Here is a 19,938-nt window from a genome sequence, read left to right as displayed (position 1 = left end):
TCAGGATATAAAAACTCTGTCGTTCGCGCGCGCCCGCGCCGCCGATATCGTCGCGGTTCGAGAGGGAAGCCTTCCCGACATGACAAGGAGAACCCGATGTCCCTACGCAATCTGCTGGCCGGCGCGGTCGCGGCGCTGGCCTTGCTGGCCGCCGCGCCCGCGACGGCGCAACACGCCAAGTTCCTGGTCAGCACCGACTGGCTGGAACAGAACCTGAAGAACCCCAAGGTGCGCGTGGTCGAGGTCAGCGTGAATCCCGGCCTGTACGAGCGCGGCCATATCCCGGGCGCGGCCAACGTCAGCTGGCATACCGACCTGGTCGACACCGTCAGCCGCGACATCGCGCCGCCCGCGCAGTTCCAGGCGCTGCTGGCGCGCGCCGGCATCGACGCCGATACCACCACGATCCTGTACGGCGACAACAACAACTGGTTCGCGGCCTGGGGCGCCTGGGTGTTCGACATCTACGGCATCCAGAACGTGAAGCTGCTGGACGGCGGCCGCAAGAAATGGGAGGCCGAGGGCCGGCCGCTGGCCAACAGCGCCACCGTGCACGCGCCGGGCAACGCCCGCGTCAAGGACGCCAACCCGGCGCTGCGCGCGCGGCTGCAGGACGTGCTGGCCGTGGCGCGTAAGGAAAAGCCCGGCGTGCTGGTCGATATCCGCTCGGCCGACGAATACAACGGCAAGATCTTCGCGCCCAACGGCGTGCCCGAGCTGGCGGTGCGCGCCGGCCATGTGCCGGGCGCGGTCAACGTGACCTGGAGCAAGCTGGTGGCCGAGGACGGCACCTTCAAGTCCGCCGAGGAACTGAAGGCCATCTACCAGGCCGCCGGGGTGGACGGCAGCAAGCCGGTCATCACCTACTGCCGCATCGGCGAGCGTTCCAGCCATTCCTGGTTCGCGCTGAGCAAGCTGCTGGGCTACGAGACGCGCAACTATGACGGTTCGTGGACCGAGTATGGCAACAGCGTGGGCTCGCCCATCAGCAACCCGGCCGGCACGGTCTGGGGCAAGACCTGATGCGCGCAGGCCTGACGGCGGCCGCCGGCGTGCTGGCGGCCGTCTTGTTGTGGGCAGGCTGGCTGTCGGGCCTGCCCGAGGTCGGGCGGGCGCTGTCCCTGTCGGCGCTGCTGGGCGCGGCCTTCGGCGTGGTCTTGCAGCGCTCGCGCTTCTGCTTCTATTGCATCGCGCGCGACTTCATCCAGCGGCGCGAAGCCTCGGGGCTGTACGCGGTGCTGATCGCGCTGGCCGCCGGCACGCTGGGCTATCACGCGGTGTTCGGCGCCTTTCTGCCGGTGCCGGGCGCCGATCGCCTCCCGCCGGGCGCGCATATCGGGCCGGTGAGCGTGGCGCTGGCGGTCGGGGCGTTTGTGTTCGGACTGGGCATGCGGATCTCGGGATCCTGCATCAGCGCGCACTTCTACCGCATCGGCGAGGGCGCGTCGGGCTCGTCCTTCGCGCTGCTGGGGGCGGCGGTCGGCTTCGCGCTGGGCTTTGCCTCTTGGAACACGCTGTACCTGTCGCTGATCCAGCAGGCGCCGGTGATCTGGCTGCCGCGTCATCTGGGCTATGGCGGCTCGGCGCTGCTGCAATGCGCGGCGCTGGCGGCGCTGGCGTGGGGGGTCGCGCGCCTGTCGCGGCCGGACGTCGCCGCGCGCGATGCCGGCGACGCCACGGCCGATGCGTGGCAGGTCGCGCTGCGGCTGCGCTGGCCCGCCGCCGCAGGCGGGCTGGCCGTGGCCTTCATCGCCGTGATCGCCTATCTGCGCGTCGCGCCGCTGGGCGTGACCGCCGAGCTGGGCAGCCTGGCGCGCACGGCGGCCTTCGATGCCGGCTGGCTGCCGGCGCGGCTGGCGGGGTTGGATGGTTTCGCCGGTTGCGCCACGGTGGTCAAGCAGGCGCTGCTGTCGAACAACGGCGTGTTCGTGCTGTCGCTGGTGGCGGGCGCCTGGGCCGCCGCGCTGGCGGCGGGGGCGTTCAAGCCCAGGCTGCCGTCGGCGGCGCAGATCGGCCGAAACTTCGCCGGCGGCGTGCTGATGGGCTGGGGCGGCATGACCGCGCTGGGCTGCACCGTGGGGACGCTGCTGTCGGGCGTGATGGCGGGGGCCTTGTCGGGGTGGGTCTTCGGGGCCTGCTGCTACGCGGGGATCTGGGCGGGGTTGAAGCTGGCGCCGGGCAGGGCGGCTGCCGCTTGAGGTCGAAGAGGGCGGGCCGGCAATGGCCCGCCGTGTATCGGAACGTCAGGGACGGACTACGCGCGGGTGTATCCGCGGGACGGCACACTAGGCCCAGGACAGCGCCACCGCCGCCACGGTGGTGGCCAGCGACGCCAGCGCCACGGCCGCGCCGATCAGCTTGCGCTTTTCCAGCTCGGTCCACAGCAGCACCCCGGTTAGACAGAGCGCGATCAGCGCGCCGCCGATGGTGTCGGACAGCAGCACCCAGGCCACGCCGGCGCCGTTGGCGCGATGGAAGTTCTGGATCACGCCCCACCAGCTCGCCGTGCTGCGGCGCGCGCTGGCCATGCCGCTTTGCGGCCAGAACTCCACCTGGACCTGATAGCCGGGCGCGCGGAACAACGCCTGCCAGCGCTCGGGCTGGCGCGCCACGGTGTCGCCCCAGCGCACGTCCCGCGCCGGCTCCTTGCGGATGCGCTCGGCCGGCTTGTCCAGCCGCAGCGCCTGTTGCAGCCAGCGCGCCACGTCGGCGTCGGTGCGCGGCAGGTCGGCAGGCGCCTGCAGATGCAGCGTCTCGACCACTGGGCCGGGCATGTCGATCTTCAGCACGGCGCGGTGGTTCTGGATGATGCCGCTGACGCCGAACAGCAGGCCCAGCAGCGCGCCCCACAGGCCCAGCCAGCCGTGCGCCTTGCGCAGCGCCTTCAGGTAGGTGCCACGCCGCGAGGGCGGACGGGGTCGGGCCGGCGCCTGGACGGCCACGTCGCGGGCGGCGCTCATGGCCGGGCCTCGCGCAGCCGCAGCGTGGTCACGGCATAGCTGTCCGCCGCGAAATGGCGTTGCGCCTCGCCGCCGCTGGCGGCGTAGACCTCGGTGTCGTCCATGCTGGGCAGATAGGCGATGCCGCGTCTGGCGTCATAGGCCATGTTGTGGGCCCAGGGACGCGTGCCGATGGCGGCCAGCCGGCGCAAGCGGCCGGACTCGCGGGCCTCGTAGATCGACAGCCGTGCGTCCGTGCCGCTGGGCGCCAGCAGCCAGCCGCGCCCAGCGTCGTAGGCCAGCGCGTTGATGTCGCGGCCGGCGGGCGCGCTGGCCAATACCGCGCCGCTGGCGGCGTCCAGGCTCAGCACGCGCGGGTCGGCGCCCCGGCAGGCCACGAACAGCCGCGCGCCGGCCGGATCGGCGGCCAGCGCGCCGGGACGCGGACACGAGGGCGGCTGCCACAGCCGGGTCACGGCCATGCGCCGCAGGTCGATGACGGCGACGCGGCCTTCATCGCGCAGCGGCAGCGCGGCCAGGCCCGGGCCCAGCAGGACGGGCGCGTCCAGCTTGGCGGCGGGCAGGTCCAGCTGGGCGCGCACGCAGTCGCAGGCCGGATCCAGGCGGTAGACGCGGGTCACGGCATCGCGCCGGCCGCTGGTCAGCAGCACCTGGCCGCTGTCCGGGTCGTACAGCACATTGTTGAGGTTGCCGGCGTCCACCGGCAGGCGCTTGAGCACGTGGCGATCGGAGGCGCGCACGACGATCACGCTGCCGTCCATGGAGGCGACGTAGATCCGGTCGGCGGATGGCGCCACGGCGGCGGCGTTGGCGCCTTCGGTGCCGGGAATGGTGACGGGCGCGGCCTGCGAGGCCGTGTCGTACACAGCCAGGCCGTTCTCGCGGCGCGCCAGCAGCAACTGGCCGCCGTCCGGCGTGAGCGCGGGGAAGCCCCAGCCGCCCGCGGCGCCGGGCATCGTGACGACGCCGCGTCCGGCCAGGATCGGATCGGCGCCATCGGCGCCGGCGGATGCGGCGGACAGATGCGACGCGCAGGCGGCGGCCAGCAGCAGGGAAAGCCGGATGCGCATGATCAGAACTCCACGCGGGTGGACAGCACGACCTGCCGCGCATCGCCCATGGAAATGAAGTACCGGTTGGCGCTGGAGGTGTAGTAGGTCCGGTCGAACAGGTTGTTGACGTTGAGCTGGAACTGCACGTTGCGCCCGGCGATGCGGGTGTCGTAGGTGGCGAAGGCGTTCATCACCGTGTAGGCCGGCAGCGTGAAGGAATTGGCCGAATCGCCCGGCCGCGTGCTGACGTAGCGGCCGGAGGCGCCCAGGCGCAGCCGGCCCTCGCCGATCTGGCCGGCGTTGTAGACCAGGGCCAGCGAGCCGGTGTGACGGGCCACGTTCCACAGGCGCTTGCCCTGGTAGAGCGGATCCTCGGTGGTGACGGCCTGCAGGTAGGCGTAGCTGGCGATGAAGTCCCAGCGCCGGGACAGCGCGCCGCTCACGTCCAGCTCCACGCCGCGCGAGCGCGCCGCGCCGCTGGTGCGCCAGTCCGTCAGTTTGGTGACGTCGTTGTATTGCGAGACCAGCACGTTGCGCTTGCGGATGTCGAACAGCGCGAGGGTGCCCGTGGTCTGTCCCGGCATGTCCCATTTCAGGCCCAGCTCCCAGGACTTGGCCTGTTCGGGCGCGACGCCGGAATCGATCATCGCGCCGCTGGACAGCGGCGCGATGGTGGAGGTGGGTTTGAGCGATTCGGTATAGCTGGCATAGAGCGACAGTTCGGGCGTCCATTTGTAGACCAGCCCGGCGCGCGGCAGCCACTTGCCGCCGGCGATGTCGGTGTTGGTCTTGAAGGGTCGGCCACGACCGGCCAGCTGTTCGTAGTGCTGGTAGCGCAGTCCGCCCACCAGCAGCCAGCGTTCATTCAGGTGCAGCGTGTCCTGCAGGAAGAACGAGGTGGCGCGCAGCTTGTCGGTCTGGTCGCTGTCGCTGGCGACCACGGTGGTGCCCGGTCCCTGCCGGTCGTAGACCGGGTCGACGTAGCTGAAGGGACGCGAGATGGCCTGGCGGATCAGGTCGGAGCGGAAGATCTTGCGCCGCTCGTAGTCGGCGCCGACCTGCAGGTCATTGCGCAGCCCGCCCAGGTCGACGCGGCCGTCCAGGTAGCCGATCACGTAGTGGTCGGTGGACAGCGCGCCGCGCGTGCCGTCGTTGCTGCGCCGCAGGGTGCCGGCGGCGGGGTCCAGGCTGGTGACCCGCACCTGATTGGCGTCGTAGCGTTCCTGGTTCCAGCTGTAGCCCAGGTGGGCCTTCCAGCGCTCGTCCAGCCGCTGGTCGACCGTGACCTGCGCCAGTTCGGTGCTGCCCCACATATTGTTGTAGGGCTCGTCCAGCCGGCGGCGCGAGGGAATGTCCAGCGGCTTGCCGGTGTTGGGGTCCAGCGCGGTGCCGCGGTCGAACGGGTACATGTAGTCGCGGTGTTCGTAGGACGCCACGACCTGGGTGTCCTCGCCATACCAGGCCAGCGACGGAGCGACGAGCGTGTCGCGGCGGCGGCCGAAGTCGCGCCAGTAGTCCTCGTTGCTGGTGTCCACCACCAGGCGGTAGGCCAGCCGCGAATCGCCGATCGGGCCGGTGCTGTCCAGCGTGGCGCCGACGCCGTTGCGGCTGTGCGCGTAGGTCGAACCGCTCAGCGTGATGGCGTGGTACGGCGTGAGCAGGGGGCGCTTGCCGACGATGTTGATCACGCCGCCGGGATCCATGATGCCGTACAGCAGCGAGGCCGGGCCTTTCAGCACTTCCACCGTCTCGGCGGCGGCGTTCAGGCCGCGCCCCTGCACCAGCGGCATGCCGTTGCGCATGATGGAGCCGTCGCGGTTGGCGCCGAAGCCGCGCTTCATCAGCGTGTCTTGCGTGCCGGCCAGCGTGTTGCCCTGGGTGATGCCGCTGACGTTGGCCAGCGCGTCGTCCAGGTTGCGCGGGCGCTGGTCCCGCAGCACCTGCGCGGGCACCACATTGATGGCTTGCGGCTGGTCCAGCACCGGCACGGACGAGCGCGCCACCGAGGCGGTGGGCTCGGGCTGGTAGCCGCCCTCGGCCACCGACGCGCCTTGCACCGTTACGGGTTCGAGTTGCGCGGCGTCGGCGGCGGGCGGGGCAGGGCGCACGGTATAGACATTGTCTGCGCGCCGCTCGGCCCGCAGTCCGGTGCCGTCCAGCAGGCGCGAGAAACCCTGTTCGACGCTGTAGGCGCCGTTCAGGCCCCGGCTCTGCAGGCCGGCGACCAGGCGGGCGTCCAGCGACAGCGTGACGCCGGCCTGGCTGGCGTACTGGTTGAGCGCCTGCGCCAGCGGACCGGGCGGCACCTGGAACGCGGCGGGCGCCTGCGCCTGGACGGGCGTCGACAGCGCCAGGACGCCCAGCGGCGCGGACAGGACGGCCGCCAGCGCGCGGGCGCGGAACGGGGTTCGGAGACGACGGACTTGCATGGGGATTCCTTGGCGGCGGACGCGCGGCGCGCGGCGTACATCAGGCATGCCAAGCGAGATGGGAAAAGGGGAACCGGAAAATCGTCGCTGTTACAAAATAGTTGGCAACGCCCTTGCCGGCGTCGGCGCTTCGACGGTACAGCTCAGGCGCTTTCCAGCCTGACCCAGCCCGGCAGCACGCGCCGCGCCCGCACCGGTAGCGTCGCTTCCAGCGCGCGCAGCGCGCGGTCGGTGTCGGCCAGCGGGAAGACACCGACCAGCGGCAGGTCGGCGACGCCGGGCGCACAGGTGAGCAGGCCACGGCGATAGCGCGCCAGCTCGGCGGTGAAGTCCGCCAGTGGCACGGCGTTGGCCACCAGCTCGCCGCGCGTCCAGGCGCCGCTGCCCGGCGCCAGCGGTTCCGGCGCGCCGATGGCGTTGCCGTCGATCGCACAGCCGAATCCGGCCTGGACCTGGCGCGCGGGGGCATGCCCGGGCTGGATCTCCACGGCGCCGGCATGCACGTCCAGCCAGGCGCGGCCGCCATCCCGGCGCACCGCGAAGCGCGTGCCCAGCGCGCGTAGTCGCGCATGACCCAGGTCCAGCACGAAGGGGCGGGCGGGGGCCGTGGCGTCGGGCTGGGTTTCTATCATGGCCTGGCCGTCGATCAACACGACGCGGCGGACATGGGTGTCGAAGCGCAGGTCGACCGCGCTGGCGGTGTCCAGCCACAGGCGCGAGCCATCCGGCAGCGTGTCGTGGCGGGTCTGGCCCACGTCGGTGCGCAGATCGGCCAGATGGCGCCGGGTGACGGGTTGGGTCCAGGCGGCCGCGCCCAGCCCGCCCGCGCCGGCCAGCAGCGCGACGGCGCGCAGCACGCGCCGACGGCCCTGGCCCGCGCGGGTCAGCGCGTCCAGCTCGGCCTGGCCGGCAATGGCGTCGAAGCGGGCGCTGACGGCCATGACGGCGTCCCAGGCCTGGCGGTGCAGCGTCGAGGCGGACAGCCAGGCCTGCCACTGCCGGGTCTCGTCGGCGCCGGCGCGGTCGTCGCGCAGGCGTGCGTACCATTCCGAGGCGGCTTCCAGCGCCTGGCGGTCGGGGCTGGAGCAGGCGGCGGTCCTCATTGCAGGCCTTGTCCGATCAGCAGGCATTGCAGCATGGCCTGGGCCATGTATTTCTTCACCATGCGCTCGGACACGCCCAGCCGCAGGCCGATGTCGGCATAGGTGTGGCCGCCCAGCTGGGCCAGCAGGAAGGCCTCGCGGGCGCGGCCGGGCAGGCGGTGCAGCATGGCGTCGATTTCCAGCAGCGCTTCGAGCACCAGCGCGCGTTGCTCCGGCGACGGGGCGCAGGCCTCGGGGCGCAGCGCCAGCGCCTGCAGGTAAGCCTGTTCCAGGTCGCGGCGGCGCCACAGGTTGACGATCAGGCCGTGGGCAATGCGGGTGAGGAAGGCGCGCGGTTCGCGCAGCGCGTGGCCGTCGCGCGAGACCATCAGGCGCAAGAAGGTGTCCTGCGCAAGGTCGGCCGCGTCGTGATCGTCGCGCAGGCGCCGGCGCAGCCAGGATCTCAGCCAGGCGTGATGCGATTGATAGAGCGATTCAACGGCATGCGGGGCTGACAGATCGCCGGAAGACACGGTAACTCCAAGCCTGAAAGAATAATAGGAATCGTTCCTATTATTGTAGCGAAGGAGTCGTGATGTGGCGCGGTCTTGGCGGAAAAAGGCGGGATACCGGCAGGCGGGGGATGCCGCCGGCCGGTTTTCGAGATGGCGGCGCGCTGGCGGAAAGCCTGCTCGCGCGGCCTTACTTGAACAGCGCCGCGTTCTCGGCCAGCGCCGCGTCGGCGCATTCCGCGTCCAGGTGGCCGCCGGGCGCGCCGGCCACGCCGATGGCGCCGATCACGGCGGAGCCGGCCTTGACCGGCACGCCGCCGCCCAGCAGCAGGAAGCCGGGGATGTCCGTCAGGTTGGCGGCGCCGGGGTTCTTCTGCGCGTTTTCCATCATGGCCAGCGTGGGCGACTTGGCCGAGACCGAGGTGAAGGCCTTGGCGCGGCTGGCCTCGACAGTGTGCGGGCCGGCGTTGTCGGCGCGCACGAAGGCCTTGAGCACGCCGGCGCGGTCGACGACCGCGGCGCTGACGTTGTAGCCCTTGGCCTGGCAGGCGGCGACGCTGGCCGTGGCCAGCTTCTGCGCGTCGGCGGTGGAGATATTGCTTTCGGTGAGCACGGCGGCCTGGGCCATGCCGGCGGCCAGGGTGGAGGCGAGGGCCAGCGCGGCGAGCGGGAATCGGGTCATGTCTGCGTCCTTTCTACGATGTGTGATCAGGTGCGGACAGTGTGGCCAAAAGCGCCGCGCGCCGGTATACGCCCGATTACGCCCGGGCCTCCGTAGCGCTATGGAGGCGGGCCTGGCGGGGCCGGCGGATGGCCTGCCGTCGCCAGTATGTCAAGGCGCGCGGGGCGCTCCTATCCGGCGCGGCACTCGTAGGTGCGCACGGCGTGCGTGGGGCCAGGCCGGGCTTGCGGCTCGACTTCCTGGCCCGACTCGTCGAACGCGCGCGCGATGCTGAAGCCGGCGCGCGCCAGCGCCTGCTGGAGCGCGGCCGAATCCAGGATGCGCATGGTCAGCGTGCGCTCGGCCACCTTGGCGCCATCCTTGTGGATCTCGAACACGCGATGGTTGACCTTGGTGGCGGGGTCGAACGTCGAGGTGCCATAGATCTCGAAGGTCACGCCGCAGGCATCGATCGCGCTGCCGACCTTCTGCCGTGCATGATTCAGCGTGTCCAGCGTCTCGGGCTCGCGCAGGCCGGTCTGGAACAGCGCGCGCGAGCCCGGTCCCATGTGCGCCCTGATCGAGCCCAGCGCCGCGTACAGCGCCTCGTCGGTGCAGGCGTGCTGCAGCGCGTTGTCGACGGCCATGACCAGGTCGAACGGGCGTTCCAGCCGCAGCGTGCGCATATCGCCCTGGACAAAGCACAGGCCGGGCCTGTCGCCGTGCGCCTGCGTGGCCAGCGCCACCATCTCCGGCGAGGCGTCGACGCCCGTGACGTCGGCCCGTTGCGCCAGGCGCGCCGCCAGGTTGCCGCAGCCGCTCGCCAGCTCCAGGATGCTGGCGGCGTCGCCGGCGAGCCGGCACATGAAGGCGTGTTCCGCGTCGTCCTGCGGCGTGAGCAGCTTGTACACGGAGGCGTCGGTGTAGATCGATTGCACGGTGGATTCTCCTGGTTCAGACGGCGACGACGTTCACGCGCGTCGGGCACAGCAGCGATTTCAGGGGGACTTGCACCGACGTCTGCCGGCTGTCGGTCCAGTGGTCCTGCATGGCGATCTGCCTGATGGTGTGCTCGGCCAGCATCAGGACCAGCTCGCGCGCCCAGCAGCGGTCGTGCGAATGGCCGAACGGCAGGTAGTGGTCGGAGGCTTCTGGGTTGCTCACGCCCAGCCAGCGGTCCGGTTCATAGGCGTCGGCGTCGGGCCAGTGGCGGGGATCGCGCTGCGTGATCAGCGGAATGACCAGCACGTCGTCGGTCTCGCGGATGCGCGCGTCGACAGCGGTGAATTCCTGGCAGGCGTTGCGGTGGTACATCCAGGCGGGCGGCATCAGGCGCAGCGTTTCGGTGATGCAGTCGCGCGGCCGTTCGCGCGCGTCGCGGGCGGATGCCAGCCACAGCGCGTTCGTCACCAGGCAGGCCACCGTGATGCACATGGAACGGGCGGTGCGCCGGTACAGCGTTACGGCCCGGCGTCGCTCGTGGGCGTCGGGCGCTTCGTTGACCAGCTGCGCCAGCGCCGAGGAATGGATGGGCGCGCAGCGATGCAGCAGCCGCGTCATCAACCGCGACGACAGGCCGTCCACCAGCGGCTTGAGCCAGCCGGTCCGGTTGGCGACGCGATGGGTGAGGGCGTAGATGGGCCAGGGGTCCGACGCGTACAGGCGCTGTTGCAGATAGAGGTAGCCGGCGTCGGGCCAGCGCCCGGCCAGGCTGGGGCCGGGCTCGGGCGGGCTTTCGGCGACGCGCCGCGCGTCCTGCCCGACCGCGCGCATCACGGCCGAGAACGTCGTCTTGGCGATCGGCTGGCCCAGGATGGGCTTGAAGACGATGCGCTCGAAATCGTACATGGGCCGCGCGGCCAGGATGGCTTTCGACAAGGGGCCGTCCGTCACGCCCACGGTCTGCTCGTCGATGCGGAACACACCGCGCTGGCTGGGGTCGTCGAACAGCCGGCGTATTTCCTTGTGATAGTGGATCGTTCTATTGTCCATTTCGTACATCCGCGTGTAGACCGTCCCGGCTCGCGAGCGAGCGGGAATCCAGTGCTGTCATGGCGGTCCGGATGGATGCGGCATGACAGGAACGAGGCGCGACAAACCACGGCCAACGCCGCTCGGAGAGCGGTTGGCGGTCAGGATGATGAGGCGGGCGGAAAGGCGCTATCCCGCTGCCGGGCGTGGACGTGCGGTCAAAAAAGAACGCCGGAGCCTGAACCCCGGCGTTCTTTCTTCACGCTAGATGAGGTAAGGCCGCCAGGCGGCGGCCTTGAGCTTCGACGAACGGCTGAAACGCGAGAGCTGCTTTTTTATCGATTTGATCATAGCCTTCTCCGTTAAGTGTAGTAGTCGAGTCGTAGGGTGGGAGACGAAACGACAGCGGATGTACTGCACCGGCCACTGCGATTCATCGCCCGCGCAAAAGCTAGCATCAGCAATATTTTTGGGTCAAGCGGCATCGTGTTCAGAGGGGCGTAAGACAAAGCTTTGGGTGGGCGCGTGCTACGCGCGCCGCGCAGCATCGGCGCGGGTGGGCCGATGAGCATTTTCTTTTCGCGGCTTGCTCAGCTTTCGTGACTACAGGCCCTGATCCAGCAGCGATGCGTACTGGCGGATCAGCTGCGCCAGCGAGTCGGCCTCGAGCTTGGCGTAGACATTGGCGCGATAGGTTTCCACCGTGCGCGGCGACAGCTCGAACTCGCGCGCGATTTCCTTGTTGCTCAGGCCCTGGACGATGCGCGCGGCCACGTCGCGCTCGCGTCCGGACAGGCGCGCCAGGCGGTCGCTGGCGGCCTGCGTCAGCGACAGTCGTTCGCGGCTGGCGACGTGCGCGCGCACGGCGGCCTGCACCGCGTCCAGGAACACATCGTCGTCCACCGGTTTTTGCAGGAACTCGATGGCGCCGCCCTTGAAGGCGCGGCGGCACAGGTCGACGTTGGCGTGGCCCGTCAGCATGATCACCGGCAGGTCCGATTGCTCCGCCAGCCGCGACAGCACGTCCAGGCCGCCGATGCCCGGCATGCGGATGTCCAGCACCACGCAGCCGATGGCCTGGGGCGGCAGCGAATCCAGGAAGGCGACGGGATCGCCGTGGCCGACGCTGCGCAGGCCGACGCTGCGCAGCAGCAGGGCCAGCGCGTCGCGCACCGCGTCGTCGTCGTCGACCAGGTAGACCAGCGGGGATTGGGCGTGCGCGTGGGCAGGAGGGGATGTGGTCATGGGCGGACTCCGGCGCGCGGCAGGCGCACGGTGAAACAGGCGCCGGCGGGCGTCAGGTTGCGCGCCTCGATGCGCGCATCCATCGCGCCGGCCAGGGTCTCGCACAGCGCCAGGCCCAGGCCCATGCCTTGCGCGCGGGTGGTGTAGAACGGCTGGTACAGGCGCGGCAGCGCCTCGGGCGCGATGCCGGGGCCGTTGTCGCGCACGCTGAGCAGGTAGTGGTCGCCATCCACCGCGCCGTTCAGCTCGATCAGCCCCTGGCCGGCGGCGCCGGCGCGCATGCCGGCCAGCGCGTCAACGGCGTTCTGCACCAGGTTGTGCAGGATCTGTTCCAGCGCCACGCGGTCGCCCAGCGGGCGTTCGCCGGGGGCGTCGTTGCGCCACGCCAGGCGCACGCCCTGGCGCGCCAGCTCCTGCTCGCGTAGGAAGCGCAGCGAATTCGCCAGCGCCTCGGGATCCAGCGCCTCGCGCGCGGCGGGCGCGCTGGGGCGCACCAGCGCGCGCATGCGGGCGATGATGTCGGCCGCGCGGCGGGCCTGGCCGGCGCTGGCCCGCAGGGCCTCGCGCACGGCGGGCCGTTCGTCTTCGTCGTCCAGCATGCGTTCGGCGGCGCGGGTCTGGGCCAGGATGGCGGTCAGCGGCTGGTTCAGCTCGTGGGCGATGCCCGCGGCCATCTCGCCCAGCGTGCCCAGGCGTTCCATGGCCGCCACGCGGGCCTGCTCGCGTTGGCGCAGGGCCTCGGCGCGGCCGCGACGCCAGGCGGCGGCGCCGGCGACCAGCAGCGCGCTGGCGGCGGCCCAGGCCAGCCATTGCGCCCAGGGCCAGGAAGCGGGCGTCAGCACGCGTTCGCTGCGCAGGGCGAAGGGCTGGCTGGCGGCGCCCAGCGGTTTCTGCAGCGACAGCGTCCAGCCGTGCGCGCCGGCGTCCTGGCGCGCCAGCAGGCGCAGCGGCTCGGGGCCGATGGACAGGCTCAGGTTGGCCAGCGCGTCGGGGAAGTCGCCGTCCTGCAGCAGCTGGCGCGCGTCCAGCAGCAGGCTCCAGCTGGACGGAGCCACCAGCCAGTAGCGCGCCGCGTCCACCGGCAGCGTGACGGGACGACCCTGCGCGCGCGCCTGCGCCACGGCGGCGTCCAGGCCGGCGGGCGGCGGCAGGCTGCCGGCCCAGGCGCCGTCGCGCAGCTGGCCCAGCCCCAGCAGCTGCGGCAGCGACGGGCGCAGGCTGGGATACAGGCGCTCGGGCGCGGGCGGATGCGACAGGGCGGCCAGCGTGGCCAGCACCGCCTCGTGCTGTACGGTCTTCTGGCTGAGCATGCGCTGGGCGATGCTGGTGCCCTGGAAAAAGGCGTCGTACTGGCGCAGATAGTCCTGCCGCCCGATCCAGGCGGCGCCCAGGCCGAACAGCAGCAACCAGCAGAGCAATGCGCCGTAGCGCGCAGGGAATTTCACCGGGGCATTATGCCTCGCGGCGCAGGCGGGCCGGCATCCGTAAGGCTACGGAGGCGCCGTGCCCGCGCCGCTCGCCAGGCAGGCGCTCAGGCGTTCGGGCGGCCAACCGCCCCGGCTGGCGTCGCCACGGTCATCTGGTACAACGCCGCGACCAGGTCGGACTGTGTCACCAGGCCGCGCAGCACGCCGTCCTGGTCCAGCACCGGCACGCAATGCAGGCCGTCCGCCATGGGACGGGCAAGCTCCACGGCCGGCAGTTCCGGCGTGGCGAAAGGCCCATTCGAGCGCATGCAATCCATGACCAGCAGGTCCGGGCCCTCATGCACCGGCGCGAGCCTGGCCTTGCGCGCCAGCACGTCGGCCTGGTCGATCATGCCGGCATAGCGCCCGGCGGCGTCGAGCACGGGCAGGGTCTGCAAGCGGTGCTTGCCGTACAGGCGGATGGCATAGTCCAGCGGATCGTTCTGCTGCACCGAGACCAGATCGCGCGACATGATGTCGGCGCAGCGTACATCGCCGAAGCGTCGCACGCTGGCGCGCAGCTCGGCTTCCATCACGATGTCTTCCAGGTCTTCCTTGCTGATGTCCAGCAGCTCGCCGCGCTGGCTCAGCGCCTGGTCCAGGTCGGCGCGGGAAAAACCCAGGCGCGCGCTGGGCGCGGGGTCGCGCGTCAGATGCGAGGCGGCCGGCTCGGCGTGGCGGCGCGGATAGTTGCGGCGCAGCGCGCCGTTGAAGGCCACGGCGATGGACAGCAGGATCACGGAGTTCAGCGCCACCGGCCACAGCACGAAGCCGTAGCCCAGGCTGGCCACGGCCGGGCCGCCCAGGACGGCGGTCAGCGCCACCGCGCCGCTGGGCGGATGCAGGCAGCGCAGCGTGAACATGGCGGCGATGGCCAGCGAGCCGGCCGCCGCCGCGGCCAGGCCCGGATCCGCAATGGCATGGGCGCAGGCCACGCCGATCAGCGCGGACACCAGATTGCCGGCCATGATGGACCAGGGCTGGGCCAGCGGGCTGGCGGGCGCGGCGAACAGCAGCACGGCGGACGCGCCCATCGGCGCGATGAACCAGGGATTGGCTTCGCCCAGCGCGTGGCGGCCGACCCATTCGGTGCAGAACAGGCCGATCAGCGCGCCCAGCGCGCCATAGATCTTTTCGCGGGCGCTCGCGCCCACGGGCGCCGGGGCGAACGATGCCAGCCAGCGCTTGAATGCAACATCCAACTTTCTCTCCTCGCGGGCCGCAGGGCGGGGTCGCGGGGCAAAAATTTAGCACGGCCGCCATAACGGGCGGTCATGAGCTTATGCCGGAGTCGCGGCGGCGCGCAGCGCCCACAGCACGTCCAGCACGTGGCGGGTGGCCAGCTCGATATCGCCGGCGCGGTGGGCGATGCCCAGCGGACGCCACAGCGCGGGACGCAGCGGCCGCATGGCGATGCGCGGGTCGGGCTGCGGCGCGGTGGCTTCATGGGGCAGCAGCGTCGCGCCGTAGCCGGCCGCCACCAGGCTCTTGATGGCGTCGTTGTAATTGAGCTGGATGCGCGCGCGCGGGTTCAGGCCGGCGGCGGCGAACCATTCGGCGGTCAGGCGCGACAGCCGCGTGCTGGCATCGTTCAGGATCAGCGGGCGCTCGGCCAGCCAGGCGGGCGTGAGGCGGGCCGGCGCCCGCCAGGACGCGGGCAGGAAGGCCAGCACCGGATCGCGCCGCCACGGCCGCAGCACCAGGCCGTCCATGGGCGGCTGGGGCAGCGCCACCAGGCCCAGGTCCAGCGTGCCGTCGGCCAGCCGCAGCAAGGTTTCCTGCGAGGTCAGCACGGCCACCTGCACGTCGATGCGCGGGTGGTCGCGCGCCAGCGTTTCCAGCGCCTGCGGCAGCAGGTGGGCGATGGCGCCCGTGGACGCGCCCAGCCGCACGCGGCCCTCCAGCCCCTGGACCTGGCGCTGCACGTCGTCCAGCGCCTGGCTGGCGTCGGCCAGCAGGCGGCGGGCGCGGGCCAGCAGGGTTTCGCCGATGGCGGTGGGGCGCACCTGCCCGCGCGTGCGCGTGAGCAGCGCCGCGCCCACCTGCGCCTCCAGGTCGGCCACGTGCAGGCTGATGGTGGGCGGCGCCAGGTGCAGGGCGCGCGCGGCGTTGGCGAAGGAGCCCAGGTCGGCGATGGCGACCAGGGTGCGCAGCCGGTCCAGGCTGATTTCCCGCATGACGGATCCTTATTCAGAAAAACTGAATCAGGCAGTCATGATATTCGACTTTGATAATCTTGGCGTCTGGCCGAAGATGGATGCCATCACGCCGACCCGGGGATGACGGAGCGCAGCAAGCATCCGAGACCCGGGCGGCCCGTCCACCGCAATCCCATCACCAGGAAGCACCGCGCCATGACGCAACCCCTCGTATTCATCGACGGCGACCAAGGCACCACCGGCCTGCAGATCCATGAACGGCTCCAGGGCCGCGACGACCTGCGCCTGCTGACGCTGCCGGCGGCCGAGCGCAAGGACGCCGCGCGCCGCGCCGAGGCCATCAACGCCTGCGATATCGCCATCCTGTGCCTGCCGGACGAGCCGGCGCGGCAGGCGGTGGCGTCCATCCGCAATCCCAAGGTGCAGGTGATCGACGCCAGTTCCGCGCATCGCACCACCGAGGGCTGGGTCTATGGCTTTCCCGAAATGACGCCCGGCCAGGACGAACGCATCGCTGGCGCGTCGCGGGTGAGCAATCCCGGCTGCTATCCGACCGGCGCCATCGCCTTGCTGCGCCCGCTGGTCGAGGCCGGCCTGCTGCCGGCCGACTATCCGCTGGCGGTGCAGGCGGTGTCGGGCTATTCGGGCGGCGGCCGCGCCAGCGTGGACGCCTACGAAGGGCCGGACGCGGCGGCGCAGCCGCCGTTCCAGGTCTACGGTCTGGGCCTGGCGCACAAGCACACGCCGGAAATCCAGCGCCATGCGGGCCTGACGCAGCGGCCCGTGTTCCTGCCGTCGTATGGCGCGTTCCGCCAGGGCATCGTGCTGACCGTGCCGCTGCAACTGCGGCTGCTGCCGGCCGGCGCGGATCTCGCCGCCCTGCAGGCCTGCCTGGCCGAGCGCTATGCCGGGTCGCGCCACGTGCAGGTCGCGTCGCTGGAGGAATCGGCGGCGCAGGCGCGGCTGGAGCCGCAGGCGCTGAACGGCACCAACGACCTGCGCCTGTCGGTGCATGGCAACGCCGCCGAGGGGCAGGCGCTGCTCGCCGCCGTGTTCGACAACCTGGGCAAGGGCGCGTCGGGCGCGGCGGTGCAGAACCTGGATCTGATGCTGGCGCGACACTGAAGACGTAAGACTCGTCCGATGTTGAGGGTCGGACGACCCGGGCAGGGGGGCTGGCGGGCTAAGCTCTGAGCTTGCGCCCGCCGCGCGGCTGCGTGGCGGGCTGTCCGGCAATCGACACGGAAGGACCTTGCATCATGTTTGGCCAGTCTCCCGATGAGTACATGTCCGAGCGTTACCGCCGCCAGCCCTCGCAGGCGCTGGCAGCCATCAACACCCATATCGCCTCTGGCGACCTCGCCAGCGCGCTGGAAATCCTGCGCCAGCTGGCCATGGCGCGTGGCGGCATGCAGATCGTGGCCGAGCGCGCCAAGCTCAACTCGACCCAGATCTATCGCATGCTGTCGCGCAAGGGCAATCCCACCCTGAGCGGCCTGACGGCTATCCTGCAGGCGCTGGACCTGGGAATATCCGTACACGCGCTGCCCGCTGAAACGCCCGACGCCACCACGCGTCAGCCGGAAGACCCGCGCATCACCTGACGCGCGCCGCGCACGGCAAGGCAAGCCGCGCGCGATGCCCCCGCAGCTCAGGCCTCAGACGAATCCCCCCAACCAGCACCAGCCTTCCCAGACCGGGGCCGCACGGAGCCGGCTTTGCCGGTCCGTAGCGGCGTCCCACGGGGGGAAGCGCGTAGCGCTCAGGGGGGGGCTTCTCTTCCGGTCCGTCGCGGCGCCCCTGGGGGAAGCGCGCAGCGCTCGGGGGGGACCATTTCAGTCACCACTTCATTTCGCCCTTGGCGACTTTCGCGCTCAGCTCCAAAGAGGCGGGCTCGCCGGCCTGCGGGTACTTCGCCTTCATGGCCGCGATCAGCGCCGCGCTGTCCTTGGCCTGGGCGGCGGCCGCGTCGAAGGCGCGGATGTAGCCGGCCGTGTAGCGCACGGATTCGACGGTCAGCGGCGCGCCTTGCGCGTAGTGGCCGGGGATCACGGTCTTGGGCTTGAGCGCCTCGATGCGCGCCAGCGTCGCCAGCCAGTCCTGGTGCGACTTGGGCGTCTGGGTGTCGGCCATCCACACATGCAGGTTGCCGAACACGACCACGCCGCCCGCCACGGTCCGCAGCGAAGGGATCCAGACGAAGCTGCGGTCGGGCTGTGCGCTGTCCAGGCCGTTGATCTCCAGCTTGCGGCCTTCCAGCGTCAGGCTGTTGCCGGCCAGCACCTCGGGAACCACGGTGCGGGCCGGGGCGTCGGCGCCCAGCTTCGGGCCCCAGTAGGCCAGCTTGCCGTCCACGGTTTCCTTGATGTGGCGCACGGTCGGCTCGGACGCGACCACCTTGGCGTCGGGGAAGGCGGCCAGCACGGTGTCCAGGCCGAAATAAAAGTCGGGGTCGCCGTGGCTGATGTAGATCGTGCTCAGCTTCTTGCCGCTGGCGCGGATCATGTCCACGACCTTGGCGGCCTGGGACTTGCCGAATTGGGCGTCGATCAGGATGGCTTCGCGCTCGCCCGTCACCAGCGTGGACGAAACCGGGAAGATCGCGGCGGCGCCGGGGTTGTAGTGGGTCACATGCAGCGCCTGCTCGGCGGCCTGGGCGGCTGGCAGGGCCAGCAGGACCAGGGCGGCGCCGGCCAGCAGGCGGCGCAGCGGGGCGGGGCGGAGGGCGAGGGGGGACGTCATGGCGGGTTCCTTTGGGTTCGGTCAGTCGATGGATGACAGTCTAGGGGCGCGCCGCATCCGGATAAACCGCAAGCCGGGCCAGAGTCTGTTGCACGGATCGATCAAATACCGCCCGGATCGGGCGGCTCACGGTCCGCCAGCGTTTCCACCACCAGCCGGCGCAGCCAGGAGCTGCCGGGATCGCTGTCGAAGCGCGCGTGCCAGTGCACCGTCACCGTCAGCTCGGGCAGCGCCAGCGGCAGCGGGCGGACCTCGAAGTCGCGCTCGCGGTTGAACCACAGCGCCACGCGGCGAGGCAGGGTGACGGTCAGGTCGGTGCGGCGCACGATCTCGGCGGCGGCGGTGAAATGGGGCAGGGTCAGATAGGGCTGGCGCAGCAATCCGACTTCGGCCAGCACGTCGTCCAGCAGCCGGTGGGCGCTGGCGCGCGAAGCCACCAGGATGTGGTCCAGCCGCTTGAACTGGCCGCGCGTCAGGCCGCGCGACAGCACCGGGTGGCCGCGCCGCGCCATGCAGACATAGTGCTCGCTGAACAGCACGGCATGCCGGGTATGACGGCCCAGTCCGGCCAGGTTGCCGATGGCCAGGTCGACGCCGCCGTCCTTGAGCGCCTGGGGCAGCGCTTCCATCGGCACCTCGACCACTTCGATCTGCAGGCGCGGCGCCAGCGCGTGCACCCGTTCCATCAGCAGCGGCAGGAACACCATTTCACCGATGTCCGACATGGACAGCGTGAAGCGCCGCGCGCTGGTGGCGGGGTCGAAGCGGTGCCGCAGGCTGAGCGCGTCGGCGAAGGCGTCCATGCCCTGGCCGATCGGCCCGGCCAGCGCGAAGGCGACGGGCGTGGGCTGCATGCCGGCGGCGGTGCGCAGGAACAGCGGATCGTCGAACTTCTCGCGCAGCCGCGCCAGCGCGTAGCTGACGGCGGGTTGCGTCAGATGCAGCCGCTCGGCCGCGCGGGTCACGCTGCGCTCCTGCATCACGGTCAGGAAAACCCGCATGAGGTTCAGGTCAAAGTCCAAGCGTTGCCTCTCATATCAGTCTGATTTATAAGAAAAATAATAACCATAAATTTGACGTATAAATAGTTGATACCTAGACTATTTTCAACAGTCGGCAGGCAGTCGCGGACCGACGCCAACAAGGGGAAACACGAGCATGCATGCGCAGACATTGCCGGCGATGCTGATGGACCAGGCCGCGCGCCAGGGCGCGCGCGCCTGGGTCCAGGCGCCGGGCGGAACACTGGAATATGGCGAGGCGCCGGCGCACGCGGCGCGCTGGGCCGCGCTGCTGGCCGCCCATGGCGTGCGCCGGGGCGACCGCGTGGCGCTGATGGCGGGCAACCGGATCGAGTTCCTGTCGGTGGTGCTGGGCTGCGGCTGGCTGGGCGCGGTGGCGGTGCCGATCAATACCGCGTCGCGCGGCATGCAGCTGAGTCACATCCTGGAGAACAGCGCCTGCGTGCTGCTGGTGGCGGATGCGGCTTCCTGCGGCGGGCTGGCGACGGTGGATGGCGACAGCCTGGCCCTGCGCGAGATCTGGCTGCTGGACGGCGATGCGCCGCCGGCGGGGCTGGCGCTGCCCGCGCCGGCCCGGGGGGGGCCCGCCGCGCCGCCCGCAGGGGTCGCACCCGGCGACCGGGGGGCGGGGGCGAAG

At 71.1% G+C, this 19,938-nt stretch carries 19 protein-coding genes; 5 read left to right on the top strand and 14 right to left on the bottom strand.

Going from position 1 to position 19,938, the window contains the following annotated elements; genetic code table 11:
• Positions 1-96 precede the first annotated feature (96 nt).
• Both ACEU5R_RS04755 and ACEU5R_RS04750 read left to right on the top strand, forming a co-directional pair.
• On the top strand, positions 97-1,023 hold the full coding sequence (locus tag ACEU5R_RS04755) for a sulfurtransferase (protein WP_103274319.1): 927 nt from the start codon (positions 97-99) through the stop codon (positions 1,021-1,023).
• Positions 1,023-2,198 carry a YeeE/YedE family protein gene (locus ACEU5R_RS04750; protein WP_392409279.1) on the top strand — a complete coding sequence of 392 codons (1,176 nt, stop codon included), beginning with the start codon at positions 1,023-1,025 and terminating at the stop codon, positions 2,196-2,198. Before ACEU5R_RS04755 ends, ACEU5R_RS04750 begins: the two co-directional genes overlap by 1 nt.
• An 87-nt stretch (positions 2,199-2,285) precedes the next feature.
• Here ACEU5R_RS04750 and ACEU5R_RS04745 read toward each other — a convergent pair whose 3' ends face one another.
• The 12 genes from ACEU5R_RS04745 to ACEU5R_RS04690 form a co-directional block, all read right to left on the bottom strand.
• Complete coding sequence (locus ACEU5R_RS04745) at positions 2,286-2,960, bottom strand: PepSY-associated TM helix domain-containing protein (RefSeq protein ID WP_392409278.1); 675 nt, start codon at positions 2,958-2,960, stop codon at positions 2,286-2,288.
• Entirely contained in the window at positions 2,957-4,030 is a 1,074-nt protein-coding gene (locus ACEU5R_RS04740) for a YncE family protein (RefSeq protein WP_392409277.1), read from the bottom strand. Before ACEU5R_RS04740 ends, ACEU5R_RS04745 begins: the two co-directional genes overlap by 4 nt.
• 2 nt (positions 4,031-4,032) lie before the next feature.
• Positions 4,033-6,441, bottom strand: a complete 2,409-nt coding sequence (locus tag ACEU5R_RS04735) for a TonB-dependent siderophore receptor (protein WP_392409276.1) — start codon at positions 6,439-6,441, stop codon at positions 4,033-4,035.
• A gap of 143 nt (positions 6,442-6,584) precedes the next feature.
• Positions 6,585-7,544 (bottom strand): FecR domain-containing protein, encoded by a 960-nt coding sequence (locus tag ACEU5R_RS04730; RefSeq protein WP_392409275.1) that lies wholly within the window; start codon positions 7,542-7,544, stop codon positions 6,585-6,587.
• Positions 7,541-8,056: a sigma-70 family RNA polymerase sigma factor gene (locus ACEU5R_RS04725; RefSeq protein WP_392409274.1), complete on the bottom strand. Its 516-nt coding sequence runs from the start codon at positions 8,054-8,056 to the stop codon at positions 7,541-7,543. The genes ACEU5R_RS04730 and ACEU5R_RS04725 overlap by 4 nt, the downstream gene beginning before the upstream one ends.
• Before the next feature lie 169 nt (positions 8,057-8,225).
• Positions 8,226-8,717: a heme-binding protein gene (locus tag ACEU5R_RS04720; RefSeq protein ID WP_103274321.1), complete on the bottom strand. Its 492-nt coding sequence runs from the start codon at positions 8,715-8,717 to the stop codon at positions 8,226-8,228.
• 170 nt (positions 8,718-8,887) lie between these two features.
• Positions 8,888-9,634 carry a class I SAM-dependent methyltransferase gene (locus ACEU5R_RS04715; RefSeq protein ID WP_392409273.1) on the bottom strand — a complete coding sequence of 249 codons (747 nt, stop codon included), beginning with the start codon at positions 9,632-9,634 and terminating at the stop codon, positions 8,888-8,890.
• A gap of 16 nt (positions 9,635-9,650) precedes the next feature.
• The gene (locus tag ACEU5R_RS04710) at positions 9,651-10,688 is read right to left on the bottom strand and encodes a cytochrome P450 (RefSeq protein WP_392409272.1); all 1,038 of its coding nucleotides are present in this window, start codon (positions 10,686-10,688) and stop codon (positions 9,651-9,653) included.
• Positions 10,689-11,270: 582 nt separating this feature from the next.
• The gene (locus tag ACEU5R_RS04705; RefSeq protein WP_103274324.1) at positions 11,271-11,912 is read right to left on the bottom strand and encodes a response regulator transcription factor; all 642 of its coding nucleotides are present in this window, start codon (positions 11,910-11,912) and stop codon (positions 11,271-11,273) included.
• Positions 11,909-13,357, bottom strand: a complete 1,449-nt coding sequence (locus tag ACEU5R_RS04700; protein WP_392409271.1) for a sensor histidine kinase — start codon at positions 13,355-13,357, stop codon at positions 11,909-11,911. The genes ACEU5R_RS04705 and ACEU5R_RS04700 overlap by 4 nt, the downstream gene beginning before the upstream one ends.
• A gap of 86 nt (positions 13,358-13,443) precedes the next feature.
• The gene (locus ACEU5R_RS04695; protein ID WP_392409270.1) at positions 13,444-14,580 is read right to left on the bottom strand and encodes an HPP family protein; all 1,137 of its coding nucleotides are present in this window, start codon (positions 14,578-14,580) and stop codon (positions 13,444-13,446) included.
• Between the two features lie 78 nt (positions 14,581-14,658).
• Positions 14,659-15,555, bottom strand: a complete 897-nt coding sequence (locus ACEU5R_RS04690) for a LysR family transcriptional regulator (protein ID WP_392409269.1) — start codon at positions 15,553-15,555, stop codon at positions 14,659-14,661.
• Positions 15,556-15,732: 177 nt separating this feature from the next.
• Between ACEU5R_RS04690 and argC the strand changes: the two genes are divergently transcribed.
• Complete coding sequence (gene argC / locus ACEU5R_RS04685) at positions 15,733-16,662, top strand: N-acetyl-gamma-glutamyl-phosphate reductase (RefSeq protein ID WP_103274328.1); 930 nt, start codon at positions 15,733-15,735, stop codon at positions 16,660-16,662.
• Between the two features lie 134 nt (positions 16,663-16,796).
• On the top strand, positions 16,797-17,141 hold the full coding sequence (locus ACEU5R_RS04680; protein WP_249205050.1) for a DNA-binding protein: 345 nt from the start codon (positions 16,797-16,799) through the stop codon (positions 17,139-17,141).
• A 235-nt stretch (positions 17,142-17,376) separates the two neighbouring features.
• Here the strand turns inward: ACEU5R_RS04680 and ACEU5R_RS04675 are convergent, their stop codons facing one another.
• Together ACEU5R_RS04675 and ACEU5R_RS04670 are read right to left on the bottom strand one after the other, a co-directional pair.
• Complete coding sequence (locus ACEU5R_RS04675) at positions 17,377-18,279, bottom strand: MBL fold metallo-hydrolase (protein ID WP_392409268.1); 903 nt, start codon at positions 18,277-18,279, stop codon at positions 17,377-17,379.
• A 101-nt stretch (positions 18,280-18,380) separates the two neighbouring features.
• Positions 18,381-19,301, bottom strand: a complete 921-nt coding sequence (locus ACEU5R_RS04670; protein WP_233772428.1) for a LysR family transcriptional regulator — start codon at positions 19,299-19,301, stop codon at positions 18,381-18,383.
• Between the two features lie 136 nt (positions 19,302-19,437).
• Between ACEU5R_RS04670 and ACEU5R_RS04665 the strand changes: the two genes are divergently transcribed.
• A partial coding sequence (locus tag ACEU5R_RS04665; RefSeq protein WP_392409267.1) for an AMP-binding protein occupies positions 19,438-19,938 on the top strand: 501 nt, incomplete at its 3' end.

Source organism: Achromobacter sp. 413638 (assembly GCF_043119405.1).
In the GTDB taxonomy this organism is placed as follows: Bacteria; Pseudomonadota; Gammaproteobacteria; order Burkholderiales; family Burkholderiaceae_B; genus Achromobacter.
This window is presented reverse-complemented; position numbering and strand designations above follow the sequence as displayed.